Source organism: Streptomyces sp. NRRL S-378 (assembly GCF_000720645.1).
Lineage (GTDB): Bacteria > Actinomycetota > Actinomycetes > Streptomycetales > Streptomycetaceae > Streptomyces.
This window is the reverse complement of record NZ_JOBX01000002.1, coordinates 158,115-173,237: the sequence shown is the minus strand read 5'-3', so window position 1 is coordinate 173,237 and position 15,123 is coordinate 158,115. Positions and strand designations below refer to the sequence as shown.

14 protein-coding genes are annotated in these 15,123 nt (G+C 75.1%); 8 read left to right on the top strand and 6 right to left on the bottom strand.

The window, feature by feature from the left end; genetic code table 11:
* Positions 1–95 precede the first annotated feature (95 nt).
* The 3 genes from IH80_RS0102580 to IH80_RS0102570 are packed head-to-tail and all read left to right on the top strand — an operon-like array spanning position 96 to position 2,361.
* The gene (locus IH80_RS0102580) at positions 96–731 is read left to right on the top strand and encodes a metal ABC transporter ATP-binding protein (protein ID WP_030957300.1); all 636 of its coding nucleotides are present in this window, start codon (positions 96–98) and stop codon (positions 729–731) included.
* Entirely contained in the window at positions 728–1,597 is an 870-nt protein-coding gene (locus IH80_RS0102575; RefSeq protein WP_030957299.1) for a metal ABC transporter permease, read from the top strand. Before IH80_RS0102580 ends, IH80_RS0102575 begins: the two co-directional genes overlap by 4 nt.
* Positions 1,555–2,361, top strand: a complete 807-nt coding sequence (locus IH80_RS0102570; RefSeq protein ID WP_030957297.1) for a metal ABC transporter solute-binding protein, Zn/Mn family — start codon at positions 1,555–1,557, stop codon at positions 2,359–2,361. Before IH80_RS0102575 ends, IH80_RS0102570 begins: the two co-directional genes overlap by 43 nt.
* A 307-nt stretch (positions 2,362–2,668) precedes the next feature.
* Here the strand turns inward: IH80_RS0102570 and IH80_RS0102565 are convergent, their stop codons facing one another.
* Together IH80_RS0102565 and IH80_RS0102560 are read right to left on the bottom strand one after the other, a co-directional pair.
* Positions 2,669–4,327, bottom strand: coding sequence for an AMP-binding protein (locus IH80_RS0102565; RefSeq protein WP_030957295.1), 1,659 nt, complete (start codon positions 4,325–4,327; stop codon positions 2,669–2,671).
* Positions 4,324–6,153 carry a CoA transferase gene (locus tag IH80_RS0102560; RefSeq protein ID WP_030957294.1) on the bottom strand — a complete coding sequence of 610 codons (1,830 nt, stop codon included), beginning with the start codon at positions 6,151–6,153 and terminating at the stop codon, positions 4,324–4,326. The genes IH80_RS0102565 and IH80_RS0102560 overlap by 4 nt, the downstream gene beginning before the upstream one ends.
* Before the next feature lie 289 nt (positions 6,154–6,442).
* Here IH80_RS0102560 and IH80_RS0102555 point away from each other — a divergent pair, with 289 nt between their 5' ends.
* Positions 6,443–7,585 (top strand): acyl-CoA dehydrogenase family protein, encoded by a 1,143-nt coding sequence (locus IH80_RS0102555; protein ID WP_051808722.1) that lies wholly within the window; start codon positions 6,443–6,445, stop codon positions 7,583–7,585.
* Between the two features lie 55 nt (positions 7,586–7,640).
* Here IH80_RS0102555 and IH80_RS0102550 read toward each other — a convergent pair whose 3' ends face one another.
* The 3 genes from IH80_RS0102550 to IH80_RS0102540 form a co-directional block, all read right to left on the bottom strand.
* Positions 7,641–8,219, bottom strand: coding sequence for a hypothetical protein (locus IH80_RS0102550; protein WP_158943257.1), 579 nt, complete (start codon positions 8,217–8,219; stop codon positions 7,641–7,643).
* Between the two features lie 90 nt (positions 8,220–8,309).
* Positions 8,310–9,392, bottom strand: coding sequence for a sugar ABC transporter permease (locus IH80_RS0102545; RefSeq protein WP_324609382.1), 1,083 nt, complete (start codon positions 9,390–9,392; stop codon positions 8,310–8,312).
* Positions 9,389–10,603: an MFS transporter gene (locus tag IH80_RS0102540; protein ID WP_030957287.1), complete on the bottom strand. Its 1,215-nt coding sequence runs from the start codon at positions 10,601–10,603 to the stop codon at positions 9,389–9,391. The genes IH80_RS0102545 and IH80_RS0102540 overlap by 4 nt, the downstream gene beginning before the upstream one ends.
* Positions 10,604–10,848: 245 nt before the next feature.
* Here IH80_RS0102540 and IH80_RS0102535 point away from each other — a divergent pair, with 245 nt between their 5' ends.
* Positions 10,849–11,511 (top strand): hypothetical protein, encoded by a 663-nt coding sequence (locus IH80_RS0102535; RefSeq protein ID WP_030957285.1) that lies wholly within the window; start codon positions 10,849–10,851, stop codon positions 11,509–11,511.
* Between the two features lie 237 nt (positions 11,512–11,748).
* Positions 11,749–12,447: a sigma-70 family RNA polymerase sigma factor gene (locus IH80_RS0102530; protein WP_051808692.1), complete on the top strand. Its 699-nt coding sequence runs from the start codon at positions 11,749–11,751 to the stop codon at positions 12,445–12,447.
* A gap of 86 nt (positions 12,448–12,533) precedes the next feature.
* On the opposite strand, the gene IH80_RS0102525 is transcribed toward IH80_RS0102530, so the two are convergent.
* Positions 12,534–12,935: a RidA family protein gene (locus IH80_RS0102525; protein ID WP_030957283.1), complete on the bottom strand. Its 402-nt coding sequence runs from the start codon at positions 12,933–12,935 to the stop codon at positions 12,534–12,536.
* A gap of 143 nt (positions 12,936–13,078) precedes the next feature.
* Between IH80_RS0102525 and IH80_RS0102520 the strand changes: the two genes are divergently transcribed.
* A complete protein-coding gene (locus tag IH80_RS0102520) occupies positions 13,079–14,074 on the top strand; it encodes a helix-turn-helix transcriptional regulator (protein ID WP_030957281.1) in 996 nt (331 codons plus the stop codon).
* Positions 14,075–14,472: 398 nt separating this feature from the next.
* Complete coding sequence (locus IH80_RS0102515) at positions 14,473–15,114, top strand: DUF4142 domain-containing protein (protein WP_051808690.1); 642 nt, start codon at positions 14,473–14,475, stop codon at positions 15,112–15,114.
* The last annotated feature ends 9 nt before the right edge of the window (positions 15,115–15,123 follow it).

The following is a 15,123-nucleotide window of genomic DNA, read 5'->3' as shown; positions in this document are numbered from 1 at the left end:
CGGCGGGAACCCCGGACGCACCGCGTCCGACTACTGGCTCGTGGGAGGCGCAGCCGAGCCGTCCCGCGCGGCCGATGACGATCGAGGGGCGTGTGATGGGCGGACTGGACGTGCGCATGCGGGGGGTCGTCTGCCGGCACGGCCGGGTGGAGGCCGTGGCCGACGTGGACCTGGAGATCGCCGCCGGCGAGCGCGTGGCGCTGACCGGAACCAACGGCTCGGGCAAATCCACCCTGCTGCGCGCCGTCCTCGGTCTGCACCCCCGGACGGCGGGCTCGATCCTGGTCGGTGGCCGGGAGGGCCGCTCCCCCGCCGAGTGGGCGTGGCGGCGCCGGGCGTGTGCCTGGATCCCGCAGAAGCCGGCCGCCGGACGCTTCCCTCTGCTCGGCACCGAACTCCTGGCCGGCAGCAACGCCCCGGCGGAAGCGGCCGAGGCCGCGGACCGGCTCGGGGTGGGCGCGCTGACCGGCAGGCCCCTGCACACCCTCTCCGGCGGCCAGTTGCAGCGCATGTACCTGGCCCGGGCGATCGGCTGCGTGGCCGCGGGGGCCGAACTGCTCCTGGCGGACGAACCGACGGCCGCCCTCGACTTCGACGGACAGGCGGAGGCGGCCGACGTGCTCACCTCCCTGCCGGTGACCCTGATCGTGGTGACGCACGACCGGGCCCTGGCGGACCGCTGCGACCGCGTACTGGAGATGGCCGCGGGCAGGCTGCGGGAGGTCCGGTGACGACCCCGGCCACCGCGGACCTCGGTGAACTCCTGCAGCTGCTGCCGGTGCAACGGGCCGGAGCGGCACTGCTGCTGGCCGCCGTCGGACTGCCGGTCATCGGTGTCGTCATCGTCGGGCTCGACATCATGCCGGTCCGGTTCGCGATGATGCACGTGGCCCTGCTGGGCATCGCCGTGGGCCTGCTCACGGGGCTCGACCCGATGGTGTGCGCGCTGGTCGCCTGTGCCCTGGCCGGCGCGGGCGTGGCTCCGCTCGCCCGCACGCCCGACGGCCTCTCGGGGGCGATGGGGCTGCTGATGAGCCTGGCCATCGCGGCGGCCCTGCTGGTGCTGGCCGTGTCCGGGGTCAACGCCTCCGGCGCCTTCGCCCTGCTGTGGGGGTCGATCCTGTCCGTCGGCACGCCCGACCTCGTCGTCCTCGGCGTCCTCGCCGTCGCCGTGCCCGGCCTGTTCTGGTGGCGGCGCCGCGAGATCGGCCTGCTCCTGTACGACCGGGAGCTCGCCCTGTGCTCCGGCGTCCCGGTGCGGGCGCTGACGGCCGCGCTCCTGGTCCTGGTCGCCGTCGCGGTCGCCGGGGCCATCAAACTGACCGGCGCGCTGCTCGTCGACGCGCTGACCCTGCTGCCCGCACTCGCCGCGCGCCGCCTGGGCAGCTCCCTGCAGTCGATCACGCTGTGGGCGGTCGGCATCGGCGTCACGGTGAACCTGACGGGCTTCCTCCTGGCCCTGTGGCTGGACTGGCCGCCCGGCCCGGTCCTCGTCCTGACCGCGGGGGCGCTGGTCCTCGCGGTGCACTTCATACCCGAACGGAGAATCAGCTCATGGCGCGCACCCGCGTCCGTATCCCTGCCGTCCTCGCACTGAGCGCGGCCCTCTTCCTGACCGCCGGCTGCGGGAACGACCCCTCGTCCGCCTCCGGCGAGGACAAGGGGCAGCCGCGCACCGGCAAGCCGTCCGTGGTGGTCACGACCACCTGGGAGGGCGCCCTCGCGAAGGCTGCCGGCGCGGAGGACATCGAGGTCATCGTGCCGCAGTCCGTCCACCACGCCCCCGACTACGACCCCAAGCCCTCGGACCTCGCCGCCGTGGCCAAGGCCGACTTCGTGCTGTACGCGCCCTTCGAGCCGTACGCCGCGAAGATCAAGGAGGCCGCGGGGTCCGGGGCGAAGCTCGTCGAGGTGGAGCTGGACAACGACCCCGACAAGGTGTCCGCCGAAGTCGGCCGCCTGGCAGGGCTGTTCGGCACGGCGGACGCCGCCGCGCAGTGGAAGACCGGCTTCGACGCCGAGTACACGAAGCTGAACAAGGAGCTCCAGGCCGGCTGGCCGGGCGGCCGCAGTCCGTCCGTCGTGACCCAGGTCTTCACCGCCTGGTCGGCGAAGCTCGCGGGCGCCACCACGGTGGGGACGTACGGGCCGGAGGCGGTGACCCCGGCGCAGCTCGCCGAGCTCGCCGCGAAGAAGCCGGCGCTGGTGCTGGACAACGCCCACATGTCCACCGGAGCGGTCCTGCCGGACTCGGGCGCCAAGCAGGTCAAGATCGTCAACTACCCGGGGGACGACCTCGATCTGCTGTCGGTCTACCGCAACGCGGCGGCGGAACTGAAGAAGGCCATGGGTTCCTCCTGAACCCCGGTGCCACGGCGGTGGTGAGGGGCCGGCGGGACGCTCCGCCCGGCCCCTCACCGACGGCGCCGGGCTCTCCCGGTTCCGCCGGGGGGCCTGTCCGGGTACGCGGACACCTCCCGGCACTCCGCCCGCTTCACGGGTGCGGAGGTTCCGCCACGGGCTGGCCGCGGTCCGTACCGAGGACGGCGCCGGCTACGCCCGTCCCTGTGCCGGCCGCTGCGTCTGGGCCTGCGCTTGCTCCGGCTCGCGCGCCCGTTCTGCGTCGTCCATGACCCGATGATGCCGCCCGGGTCGGACAGCGCCCGTCCTATACGAGAGCGCTGCTCTCGGTCAGCCGCCTGCGGAGGGCAGCGCGGTCGGGCTTGCCGGCGGCGGTCAGGGGCAGTTCCGCGACGACGAGCAGCCGCTCGGGATGCTTGCACCGCTCCAGGCCGCGCCCCGTCAGGTGTTCACCGAGGGAGGCGAGGGTGGGGGCCTGTGCCCCCCGGGCCACGACGCAGGCCGCGAGCCGCTCCCCCATCAGCGGGTCGGGGACGCCGACGCAGGCCACGTCCCGCACCTGGGGGTGCGCGGTGAGCTCGCGCTCCACTTCGGCCGGGCTGATGTTGGCGCCGCCCCGGATGACGATGTCCTTGAGGCGGCCGACGACGTGCAGGACGCTCTCGGCGTCGAGGTAGCCGAGGTCACCGGTGCGGACCCAGCCGTCGGGCGTACGGTAGCGGGCGTCCAGCTCGGGCGCGCCGACGTAGCACAGCGGGGTCATCGGGCCGCGCGAGATGATCTCCCCGACGGCGCCGTCGGGGAGCTGCTCGTGCGTCTCGGGGTCGGCGATGCGGATCTCGGCGACCCGGGGGTCGGGGTGCCCGGCGACGACACCGGAGCCGTCGGTGGGCGGCACCGTACTGCCGAGTCCGGTATGACAGTTGACGCCGTCGGCGGAGCCGTAGAGGTTGACGACGGCGCAGCCGAAGGCCTGTGCCGCGGCGGCCGCCGTGGTCTCGTCGAGCGGCGCCCCGCCGAGGACGAGGGCGGTGGGCGGGGGCAGTTCCCCGCCGGTGCCGTCGAGGCGTTCGAGCATCATGCGGACCATGGTGGGCACGCCGAGGACGTGCGTCGGCCGGTGCTCGCGCACCGCGGCCAGCGCGGCGTCCGCGGTGAAGTGGTCGAGCAGGACCAGGGTGCCGCCGTGCCGGGCGAGGGTGACCGCGGTGCCGTTGGACCCGAAGGCGGAGGCCAGCGGGACGAGGAAGAGACAGCGCGGCGGGGTCCCGTCGGGGATGAGCGAGGCCAGGAAGTTGCCTCGTCCGCCGGCGAGCGCGTTGTGCGAGTACGCGATCATCTTGGGCTCGGCCTCGGAGCCGGAGGAGACGAGGATGCGGGCGGCGCTGTCGGGATCGGGCCGGGCGGGGACGAACCCGCCGGGGTCGCTGCGCAGCAGCTCCGCCAGCGGAATCGTTCCGTCGGGGAGGGTGCCCGGCCGCCCCGCGGAGATGACGTGGCGCAGGCGCGGGAGGGACCGGGAGAGCGTGTGCAGGTCGGCCGCGTGCCGGAACGCCCGGTGTTCGGTCGCGGCGATGACGGCGACGGCCTCGGCGCGGCGCAGCAGGGACTCGGCCTCCAGGACGCCCCGGCCCACGGGGAAGGGCAGCGAGACCGCGCCGAGGGCGGCCAGCGCCAGGTCGGCGATGACGGATGCCCGGCCGTCGGGCAGTTGGACGCCGACGACGTCGCCCGGGCCGATCCCGAGGTCTCGCAGGCCGGTGGCCAGACAGCGCACCTTGCGGTCGAGGGCGGTGTAGCACAGCGTGCCCTTGGCGTCGATGACGGCGGTGCGGTGCAGGTCGGCGATCTGGCGTGCGCGGAAGAGGCTGTAGAGGTCGAGGTCGGGGCAGGTGCCGTCGACCACCCAGGCGCGGCGGAGTTCGGCGGGCAGCAGGTCACGCAGTACGAGCCTGTCGGCGGTCATGCGAAGCTCCAGGGGTCGGGGACTGCGGGGGCGCCGTGCGCGTCGCGGCTGATCGAGCCGGCGAATCGCGGATCGTGGTGCAGGTCGGAAAGGTCGGTGGTGACGGCGGTCGCCGTCAGGCCGTGCTCGCGCAGCCGGGCCAGGGCCTCTGCCGTGGGCAGGCCGCGCAGGTCGTGGCCGGCGGCGGCGCGGGCGTCGTCGTCGGCGGGTGCGATCCAGCCGTCGGCGGTGGCCAGCGGGCGGCGGAATCCGGCCGGCCGCCGGGGGTTCTCCCCGCGGGCCGCCCGGCGCAGGGCGGGGCCGGTCAGCGTGTCGGCCGCGCCCAGCAGCGAGGAGTCGACCGTTACGCCGCGGCCGGTGCGTTCGCGCAGCAGCAGCCCGGCGAGGACGGCCTCGGCGCCCAGGAGTCCGCCCATGACGTCGAGGAGGGTCATCAGCGAGGGCGCGGGGCTCTCGCCCTCGGGGCGGGCGGCCTCGCCGACCCCGGTGCGGGCCTGGACCATGAAGTCGGTGCCCATGGGGGCGCCGTCGAGGCGACCGGCCCAGCCGCTGGTGTACGCGTGGACGAGCGCGGGATTGACGCGGGCGAGGTCGTCGGCGTCGAGGCCGAGGGCGGCGGCCTTGCCGGGCGCCCAGTTGTGCAGGAAGACGTCGGCGTGCGCCGCCATGTCCCGCAGCCGCCCGCGGTCCGCCTCCGCCTTGATGTCGATCTCGACGGCCCGCTTGCCGCGGTTGAGGGCGAGCCAGCGGGCGGAGATCCCGGAACAGGCGGGGGGCATGCCGCGCAGCGGGTCGCCGCCCGGCGGTTCGATGCGGATCACGTCGGCGCCGAGCAGCCCGAGCAGGTGCGCGGCGAGCGGCGCCTGGATGCGGCGGCCGGCCTCCAGCACGGTCAGCCCGGCCAGGGGTCCGGCGGCCGGCGCTGCGGAGACCGCCCGCCCGCCGGGCTCGCGGCGGGGACCCGGCAGCGGCGCCGGCCCGTCGGCGGCGGTATCGGCGCCGCAGGCCGACGGGGTCAGGGACCAGGGGGCGGCGCCGTCGTGTTCCGCGGCCCGTTCGGCGAGGGGGCGCAGCGCGCACACTTCGGCACCGGAGAGGTCCGCGGCCCGGCGGATCCGGTCCCAGCCGTGGGACCGCGCGGTGGCGTGGAGGGCGGCCGGAAGGGGGGCGCAGGCGGTGGCGTAGCGGAACTGGAAGGGCCGCCAGCCGGTCCGCAGCGCGTCCGCGGGTGCCTCCAGCGCCTTCCAGAAGGCGGCCCAGGCTCCCGGGTCGAGCGTCTCCAGTTCGAAGAGGATCCCGTCGGCGGAGGTGAACGGCGGTCCACCGGCAGCGATTTCGGCCGCCTCGCCCTCGTCGGCGCCGGCGGCCGCGAGGTACTGGGACACGGCGAGGAGTCCGGCCCGGTCGGCGCTGGTGGTGACCGGGCCGGCGGCCGCGCCCCGGGCCTGGCCCACGAGGTTCGCGAGGAGCCCCTGCACCGTGAGGACGGCGGTGGCGGTGGCGGCGTAGTCGACGGCCAGTCCGCGGGGGCTGCCGTCCCGCCGTCCGTGCACGGCCATGACGCCGGTGGCGGCCTGCACGGTGGCCTCGTCGACGAGCCCGCTCGCGGGATCCGCCCACGTGGCGGTCGCGTGCGCCGGTTCGAAGCCCCCGCCGGTGAGCGTGGTGCCGACGGCGGGCGCGTCCCAGTGACCGGCGCCGTCCGTCCGTGCGCCGAGCAGACGCAGGTGATCGGTGACGACGCTCGTGATCCGGGGCGGCCCCGAGGCGTCGAAGCGCAGGGTGTCGAGCGGCCGGACCGTCTGCGTGGTGGCTGGTGACGCCATGCCTCTCCTCTCCTGGCGCGGCGGTGGCCGCAGCCCGGGTCTTGCGGAATGCGGGAACCCGGGAGCGTCCGCGCCCGACCAGTTCCACGAACAGACAGTCGGTCGGCCGTTCGTGCGAGTTCCCGCGAGTTCGCGGGGGCTCCCGAAACCTTCCGGAAGTCCGCACGAGTCCCGGAAGTTCCCGGGAAAAAGGAGGCCGGCAGTGAAAGATCCCCGCACGGACAAGGCCGATAGGGAAGCCGAAGCCGGAAACGTGGCCGCCGGGGGCGAGGGCGCGGTACGGGAGGCGGTGGCGTTGCGGGATCGGCTCGACCGGTTCGTCCGGGAGCGGGTGTTTCCCCGGGAGTCCGTGCTGGACGGGGGCGGTCCCGAGGCCGCCGAGGTGCTGGCCGCACTGCGTGCCGAGGCGCGGGCCGAGGGGCTCTGGGCCCTGCCGCTCCCCGCCGAACTCGGCGGCGGCGGACTGTCCTTCGAGACCTACGCCCAGCTGGCCGAGGCCGAGGGGGCCAGTGACCACGGACCCGCCGCGCTGGGGTCGGCCCCGCTGCTCGACGTGACGATGCTGGCGCGGTACGGGCGGCCCGGCGTCCGCGAGGCGTACCTGAAGCGGCTGGTCGCCGGGGAGATCCGTACCTGCTACGCCATGACCGAGCCGGGGGTGCCCGGCACCGACCCGTCCCGGACCGCGACCCGCGCCGAACGGCACCCCGACGGCGGCTGGCTGGTCACCGGCCGCAAGTGGTTCACCTCGGGCGCGGCGGGTGCCGGCCTGGTCACCGTCATGGCCCGTACCTCCGGGGCGGACGGTGACCGCGAGGGGCTGTCCCTGCTGCTCGTACCCACCGGCTCGGCCGGCTTCCGCGTGGTGCGCGAACTCCCCGTGCTGGGCGCCCCGGGCCAGTACGAGATCTCCCTCGACGGGGTGCGGGTGCCCGCCGACCACCTCCTCGGCGAGCCCGGCCAGGCCCTGGCCATCGCCGGCGAACGGCTCGGGCTCGGTCGTACGCTGCGCTGCCTGCGGTGGCTCGGGCAGGCACAGCGGGCCTTCGACCTGATGTGCGAGCGGGCGGCGACCCACGGCGGCTCGCGCGGACCGCTCGCCGACCAGCAACTGGTGCAGGGCCACGTCTTCGACGCCCTGCTCGCGCTGCGCACCACCCGCCCCCTGGTCCGGGAGGCGGTGGCGCTCATCGCCGCCGGGCGGGACGCCCGTACGGAGGTCGGGCTCGCCAAGGTCGCCGCGGCGCGCATGCTCCAGCAGGTCGCGGACTGTGCGATCCAGGTCCATGGCGCCGCCGGTCTCGGCCCGGACACCCCGCTCCCGGCCCTCTTCCGCACCGGCCGTGCCGCCCGCATCCTCGACGGCCCGGACGAACTCCACATCACCTCGGTGGCCCGCCGCGTGCTGCGCGCCTACGGCTCGAACGGGTAGGGCGTCGGGCCATCCGGACGGGTCGCCCAGGTGAGGTCCACGGGCGCGCTCTCGCTCAGGGCGGTCCGCACACAGGTCGCGTAGCGCTCGAACAGCTCGGGCTGAGCGCTGCGTGAAATGTCGAGCACGGGCGAGTCGGACCGCCGTACGCCCGACAGGTAGGGGGAAGTGCGACAGCGGCCCGTCTCGGATCCGGGGTCCACGTGCTGATGTAGGCGGTGGGCAGATGCCGGGTGAAGCGCACCGTCAGTGCTCTGGGGTGCCCTTCGGACTCGAACGCCCGGGCGATCTCCGTCAGCCGGCGGGCGGAGTCCGACGCCCGCTGGGGCAGGCGGGGGTCACCGATGCGCCGGCTGTACTCCCCGAAGAGGACCGATTCGGGGTCCGCCACGACGTAGGTGATGTCCACGCCCCGGCTCAGGAGCCGGCGTACCGGTTCGGTGAAATCCCGCTCGGGACGTGAGACGAACAGACTCGCCAGGCTGCGCAGCGAGATGCCGACTTCGATGATCTCGGAGTTCGCGTCGGCGATGGAGACCGCCTTCTCGGTCGGCGAAGGGCGCCCATGGGCATGGACCGTCAGGCCGCGGTCGCCTCCGCCGGCAGGCAGCCGCTCGTCGAGCAGCCGGCTCATCTCACCGAGCAACCGGTGCCGAGTCGTGATCCTGCCGATCCGTCAGCTCCCCACCGCCTCATCCCAGCCGGCCGGGCCCGCGCCCACCCCCTAGATACGGGTGATGTCCACGTGGCCGTGGAGGGCGGTCAGGGCGAGGGCCAGGAAGAAGTCGCCCCAGACGAGTTCGTGGCGGACCGCCAGTCCCTTCGCCGCGTCGTAGCAGCCGTCCAGCAGCATGCCGGGCGGGCGGGTGCCTCCCCGGGGGGTGAGTTGATCGCGGCTCAGGTGGTTGAGGACCTCCGCGGCGCGGAGCGCGTACTGCTCCGCGCGGGGGCCCGGCGTCCGGGCCAGTTTCAGCAGGGCCACCGCCGTGATCGCGGCGGCCGAGGTGTCGGGGGGACCGTCCGGGCAGGCGGTGTCGGCGGGCGGGACCGGCCGTCCGGTCAGCACCCGGCCCCGCGTGATCAGCAGGGTGGCCGCCTCGGAGAGGCGGGCGAACTCCCCCGCGCCGAAGTCCGGTTGGAGCATGGCGTCGGCGACCGCCAGGAGCAGCCAGGCCCGGCCCCGGCTCCAGCCCGGCGGCGGGTCCTCGCAGGGCCGCCAGCCGCCGGTGGCCGCATCGTGGATCAGGGCGGGCCGGAACCACGGGGCGCCGGACCCGTCGAGACAGAGGTCCAGGTGCCGGTGGAGATGGGCGGCCGCCGCTGCCGCCCCGCCGGGCCCGGCGCCCGCAAGGAGCGGCACGGTGCCGGGGACGGCGTCCACGCGGGCGAGCAGGCGGGGGCCGCCCAGGGCGTCGCCCCAGGGCAGGATCCCCAGCTCCGGGTCCCAGGCCGACAGGCAGGTCCGGGCCGCCCGGGCCCGGAGCGCCGCGGCTGCGGCGTCGTCACCGGCCGCAGCGGTCCCGTACCAGAGGATGAGACCGCGCGTGGCGGTGTCGGCCGCGGTCCACGGTGCGAGCCGGGCCGTGCACGCGGCGGCGGCCCGCCGGTCGTGCTCGGCTCCGGTGTACCGCGCCCGGAGCCAGAGCAGTCCGGCCCAGAAGCCTCCGGTCCACGAGCCGCGGCCGGTCGTGGTCCACCGCCCGTCGGCGGGGTCGGCGTACAGCGGGAAGCGGGGGCCGACCTCGGCCGCGGTGACCGCCACCCGTGCCATCACCGCGGCCAGCGCCCGGCCCGTCGCCCCGCTCACCCCGCCCGCTCCGTGCCCCGCCGCCGGTCGCGTACCGCCCAGAGGAACGCGAAGGCGGCGGCCACGGCGAACTCCGCCGCCACCAGCAGCCACCCCCGCCCGTACCGCCCGCTCTGCGCGAGCAGGCCGAACAGCGGTGGCCCCAGGGCGAATCCGGCGAAGAACCCGGCCGCGACCAGCGCGGAGTCCTGACCGGCCCGGCCGGGGGCGGCCCGCTGGAGGACCAGCACCATCGAGACGGCGTTGCCGGAGACGGCGAACACCCCGACGGCGACCGCGCCGACCCACACCAGCGGGCCCGCCACGAGGGCGGCTCCCAGCAGGGCGGCCGCGCCCAGCGCACCGCAGGCGAGCCATCCGGGGAGCCATTCGGCACACCCCGGACGGGCCGCCTTGGACCAGCCCACGCGGCCGGCGATCCCGGCCACTCCCAGTACGGCGACCAGGGCGCCCGCCGCCGTCGGTCCCATGCCGAGGCGCTGCGCGCCGAAGAGGGCGAGGTAGGTGTTGACGGAGGCGATGCCCGCGCCGAGGAACAGCGAGAAGGCGGCCAGCCAGGCCACCATCCCGCGCGAGACGAGTTCCGTACGGGGACCGGCCGGTGGAGCCGGAGGGTCCGCCGGGAGGACCCTCAGCGCCCACAGGCCCGTGAGCAGGGCCGCCGCGGCGCCCGCCCACACCGCGCCCCGCCAGCCGATACCGCCCGCCAGGGCCGCCAGCGGCGCTCCGGCCGCGAAGGCGCCGAGCTGGACGCCGGACTGCTTGAGGCCCGTGACGGCGCCGCGCCGGGCGGGCGGAACGGCCCGCAGCACGGCCTTGTTGGTGGCCGGGTTGGCGAGCGCCTGCGGTACGCCGCCCAGTGCGACGGCGGCCAGCAGCAGGCCGGCGCCGGGGGCGGCGCCGATCAGGGCGAGTGCCGCGGCGGAGAGGAGGAGCAGTGCGACCAGCGAGCGCCGGGGGCCGAGCCGGTCGACGATCCGGCCCCCGGCCGGGGACAGGGCGGCGGCCGTCCCGAACCCGATCGTGGTGGTCAGCCCCAACAGGGCCGGTGAGAGGTCCAGTTCGGTCACGAGTCGCGGACCGAGCGCCCCGAGCAGGAACAGTTGCAGCATCGAGAACGCCATGGCGCTGGTGAGGAGCGCCGTCAGCCGCCGGCCCGCACCGCCGTCCTTCTCCGCCGGCGATGCCGTCGCCGTTCCCTCCGACGCCACGAAGTTCCCCCTCCCGGGACGTTGAACCGCTCGATCGACCGGGTAAGCAGTCGGATGGAAAGGCGGGCCGGTTCCCGCGTTCCGCTGTGCCCTGCACCACACGAGGCAGGCGGCCCGACTGTGACATGGTGGGGCCGCGGAAACTTGTCCGGAAGTGCGTACCCCGGTGTGCGGCTCGGGAGGCCGGTGCGAGGATGAGCCCCGCCATGGAGCCGGTCCGCTGTTTACGCGCCCTACGGGCTGCGATGTTCGCAGCCCTCTGCGTGCTGCTCGCGGCGACCGGACACATGCTCATGTCGGGTGCTCCGGTGCCCTGGTGGGCGTTGTCCTTCGGCTTCGTGGCCACCGCGGGGACGGCCTGGTCCCTCGCCGGCCGTGAGCGCGGGATCCTCGCCGTCACGGTCACCGCCGTCGCCGTACAGACGGTGCTCCACTCGGGGTTCTCGCTGGCCCAGTCCCTGGCGCAGCCGTCTGCCGAACCGGCCGTGACGGCGATGCCGGCCGGAACGGCGCGAGCGGTAGCGGCCGTCCACGCGCATCACGCCCTGCACGCGACGTCGGCCACCGCGGCCGCCCCGGCCGCCGGGCACATGGCGGGCGCCGGGCACGAGGCCCCGGCCATGCCCGTGCTGTTGATGTCACCGGCCGGGATGGTGCTCGCTCACCTGCTGGCGGCCGTGCTGTGCGGACTGTGGCTCGCCCACGGCGAGCGCGGCCTCTTCCGGGTGGTGCGCGCCGTGGCCGCACGACTGCGGGCGCCGCTGCGCCTGTTGCTCCGGCCGGTCGCGCCGGCGCACCGGCGGCGCCCGCGGGTGCGCCGACGGCGCCGGACGCGCGCACCGCGGCAGCTGTTCCTCGTCCACGCCATCACCACCCGGGGTCCGCCGACGGCGACCGCTGTCCTCTGACAGCTGGTCACCCGAGCCGCATCCGCGCACGCGACTGCTTTGCGCACGCCTCGCGCACCTCACACACCTCACATGCCTCACGTGCACCTGATGCGTCCGACGCACTCCGTGCACCGCGTGTGTCACGTGGATGCCGCGCCTCGGGCCCTCGGCCGTGCCCTCGGGCAGGCCGTGCCCCTCACCGGTCCCGCCCTCCGCGCGGCGCCGGACTCCCCTTGCACATAAGGACCTTTGGCGATGACTCCTGCCCTGACGACCACCCAGTCCTGTACCACCGGCGAGCGTCCCGCCCGGCACACCGAGGCCTCCGATGCGGCGGTGACCCGGCTGGCGCTCGCCGCCCGCGACGGCGACCGCACGAAGACGGACCGCTTCGTGCGCGCCCTCCACCGCGACGTCTGGCGCTACGTCGCCTATCTGAGCGCCGACACCCAGGCCGCCGACGACCTCACCCAGGACGTGTTCCTGCGGGCGCTCGCGAGCCTCCCCCGGTTCGAGGGACGTTCCTCCGCGCGTACCTGGCTGCTGTCCATAGCGCGGCGCACCGTCGTGGACAGCCTGCGCCACGCCGCCGCCCGGCCGAGAGTGTCGGACCGCTGCGACTGGCAGACGGCCGCCGAGCAGGCCCAGCCGTACGACGTACCGGGCTTCGAGGACGGCATCGCGCTGGCGGAACTGCTGGCCGCGATCCCGGCCGAACGGCGGGAGGCGTTCGTCCTCACGCAGTTGCTCGGCCTGCCCTACGCGGAGGCGGCCGAGGCGGTCGGATGCCCGATCGGCACGGTCCGCTCCCGCGTGGCCCGGGCGCGGACCTCCCTCGTCGCGCTGCTGACCGACACCCCCACGGCCGCGCCGGAGCCGGAGGCCCCGGCCGCGCGGGGCGAGCGGGCCCGGCGGCGCACGCGCGAGGCGGTGCTCGCGGCTTCGCCCGCCTGATCCGGGGACGGTCCCGGGGGCGCGGGCCCGTCGCGGGCCGGCGCCCCCGGGCCCGGGACGGTCCCGCCGGCCCGCACCCCCCGGGGTCAGGGCCTGGCGGCGACGGCCTCGACTTCGAACAGCACGTCCGGAGTGGCCAGGGCCGCGACGCCGATGAGGGTCTGCGTGGGCGGCTTCGAGCCCCAGCGCTCCCGCACGGCCGCGGCGATCGGCCCGAGCCTGGTCACGTCGTGGTCCACCACGTACGTCCTGAGCCCGACGACGTGGCCGAGGTCGAGCCCGTGGGCGGCGAGGGCGAGGCCGATGTTGTGGAACGTCCGCTCCACCTGCTCGGTGAACCCGGCCGAGACCACCGCGCCGTCCGGGCCCGATCCGTACTGACCGGCGATGAGCACCAGTTCCGTACCGCCGGGCACGGTGGCGGTGTGGCTGTAGCCGAACGGGACCGGATCGTGCAGACCGTCCGGATTGACGATGTCGTGTGCCATGCGGATCACCTCTCGTGTGCAAGGGGCCCTCGGACGTGTCGGCATGTCGGCTCGTCTGCCTGCCGGCCCGGCGGCCCGTCTCGTGCTGAAGCCTCGCAACGCATCACGACACCCTGTGTCGTGTATTCGGCTAGCGTTTCCGGGTGCGCGCCGATCGCCTGGTCTCCCTGGTACTGCTGCTGCGGCAGCACGGCCGGCTGTCCGCGGCCACGCTGGCCCGCGAACTGGAGGTGTCCACCCGTACCGTGCTGCGCGACATCGACGCACTGTCCGCGGCCGGCGTCCCGGTCTACGCCGAACGCGGACGGCACGGCGGTTTCACCCTCCTGCCCGGTTTCCGGACCGAGCTCACCGGGCTGAACCACGACGAGGCGCTCGCCCTGCTCGTCGCCGGATCGCGGCGCGGGGCGCAGGCGTTCGGCCTCGGCTCGGCGCTCGCTTCGGCCATGCGCAAAGTCGTCGACGCGCTGCCCGAGAGCCAGCGGGCCACCGCGGCGGGCGCGGCGCGACGCCTGCTCATCGACCCGGAGACGGACGTCCTCGCGCGTCGGACGCCCACCGAGGAACTGCCCGACACCGTGGTCACCGAGATCCGGCGGGCGGTGTTCGCCGGACACCGGCTGCGCATCCGCTACGCGGCCGTGGACCGGGCCCCCGAGTGGCGCACGGTGGATCCGGTCGGCCTGGTCACGGTGCGCGGCCAGGGCTACCTGCTGGCCGTGCGGGCCGGCGCGGACCGTACCTACCGGCTGTCCCGGGTCCTCGCGGCAGAGGAGCTCACCGAACCGGCGCGGCGGCCGGAACGGGTCGATCTGGACGAGGCCTGGCGTGAACGCAGCAGGCGGTTCCGGACCGGCGGCGAGCAGGTCACCGTGCTGGTACGGGTGGACCCTGCGCGTCGGGAGGATCTGGTGGGCAGCGCGCTGACCGTCCTCGCCGAGGAGACCGACCCGGACGGCGGGCTGCGGCTGGAAGTCGCCTTCCAGGACGCGCGGCACGCCGAGTGGGCGCTGTGGCAGCTCGCCCCGAGCGCGGAAGCCCTCGCCCCGCGGTGGTTGCGCGCGTCCCTGCACGAGCGCGCGGTGGCGACCGCCGCGTACTACGCAGAGCCGTCTCCCGAGCAGCCGCCTCCCGCATAAGCGCGACACCCGGGACGGGACACCCGGGGCGGACCCCGCGGGGCGGGACCCAGGACACCGCACGCAGGCCACCGCACGCAGGCCACCGCACGCAGGACACAGCAGGCAGAGCACGGCGCGCAGGGCGGAGCAGCACCCGGCACGAGCCGCGTCGGCCCGCATCAGGGGTGCGCGCGCAAGATATCAGCCTTTCCAGGACTCGCCGGAGTGTTTATCCGATGGTGATGTCCTCCGGTAGGCGCGTCGCCCCGGGCACTACCGTCCCGTGACACCCCCGGGAATGCGGGTGTTGCACCGCACGACGCTTGCGGAAACTCCCTGCCCCGCCACCTCCCGGCCCCACGGAGCAAGGAGGCACATTGCTGTCACTGCGGCGGAGAAGCAGCCGAGGCTGGTCGATGGCCACCCGGTACTCGATCGCGAGCGGCGTCGTCATCACCGCGCTCGCGCTCACCCTGATCGCCCTGCTGGTCCCCGTGGACAAGTTCGGCGGCCGAGCCTCGGCAGCTGTCGCGGCTCCGGCTGCGGGCGACGACGACGGCCTGGGCACGGTGAGCACGGCGTACGGTCCGCTGACGCCCGCGGACCGGGACTTCGTCCGCAAGGTCCGACTCGCCGGGCTGTGGGAGCTGCCCGCCGGGCGGCAGGCCCAGCAGCGCGGGACGCGCCCCGCGATCCGCACGGCCGGCGATCACCTCGTGGACGGCCACACCGAACTGGACCGTCAGGTCATCCAGGTCGGCCAGGCCCTCGGCATCGACCTGCCCAACCAGCCCTCCGCACAGCAGCAGGACTGGTTGGGCCAGATGAACCGCGCCAAGGGAGACGAATACGAACGACTGTTCACCCAGCTGCTGCGACGAGCGCACGGAAAGGTGTTCTCCCTGCTGGCCGGGATCCGGGCACAGACCCGCAACTCCATGGTGCGAGCCCTCGCCACGTCCGCCAACGCCACGGTGCTGGACCACATCACGGTCCTCGAGGACACCGGGCTGGTCGACTTCGACGGGCTCTCCGACAATGTCCCACCGACGAAGTGAAGTGATCGC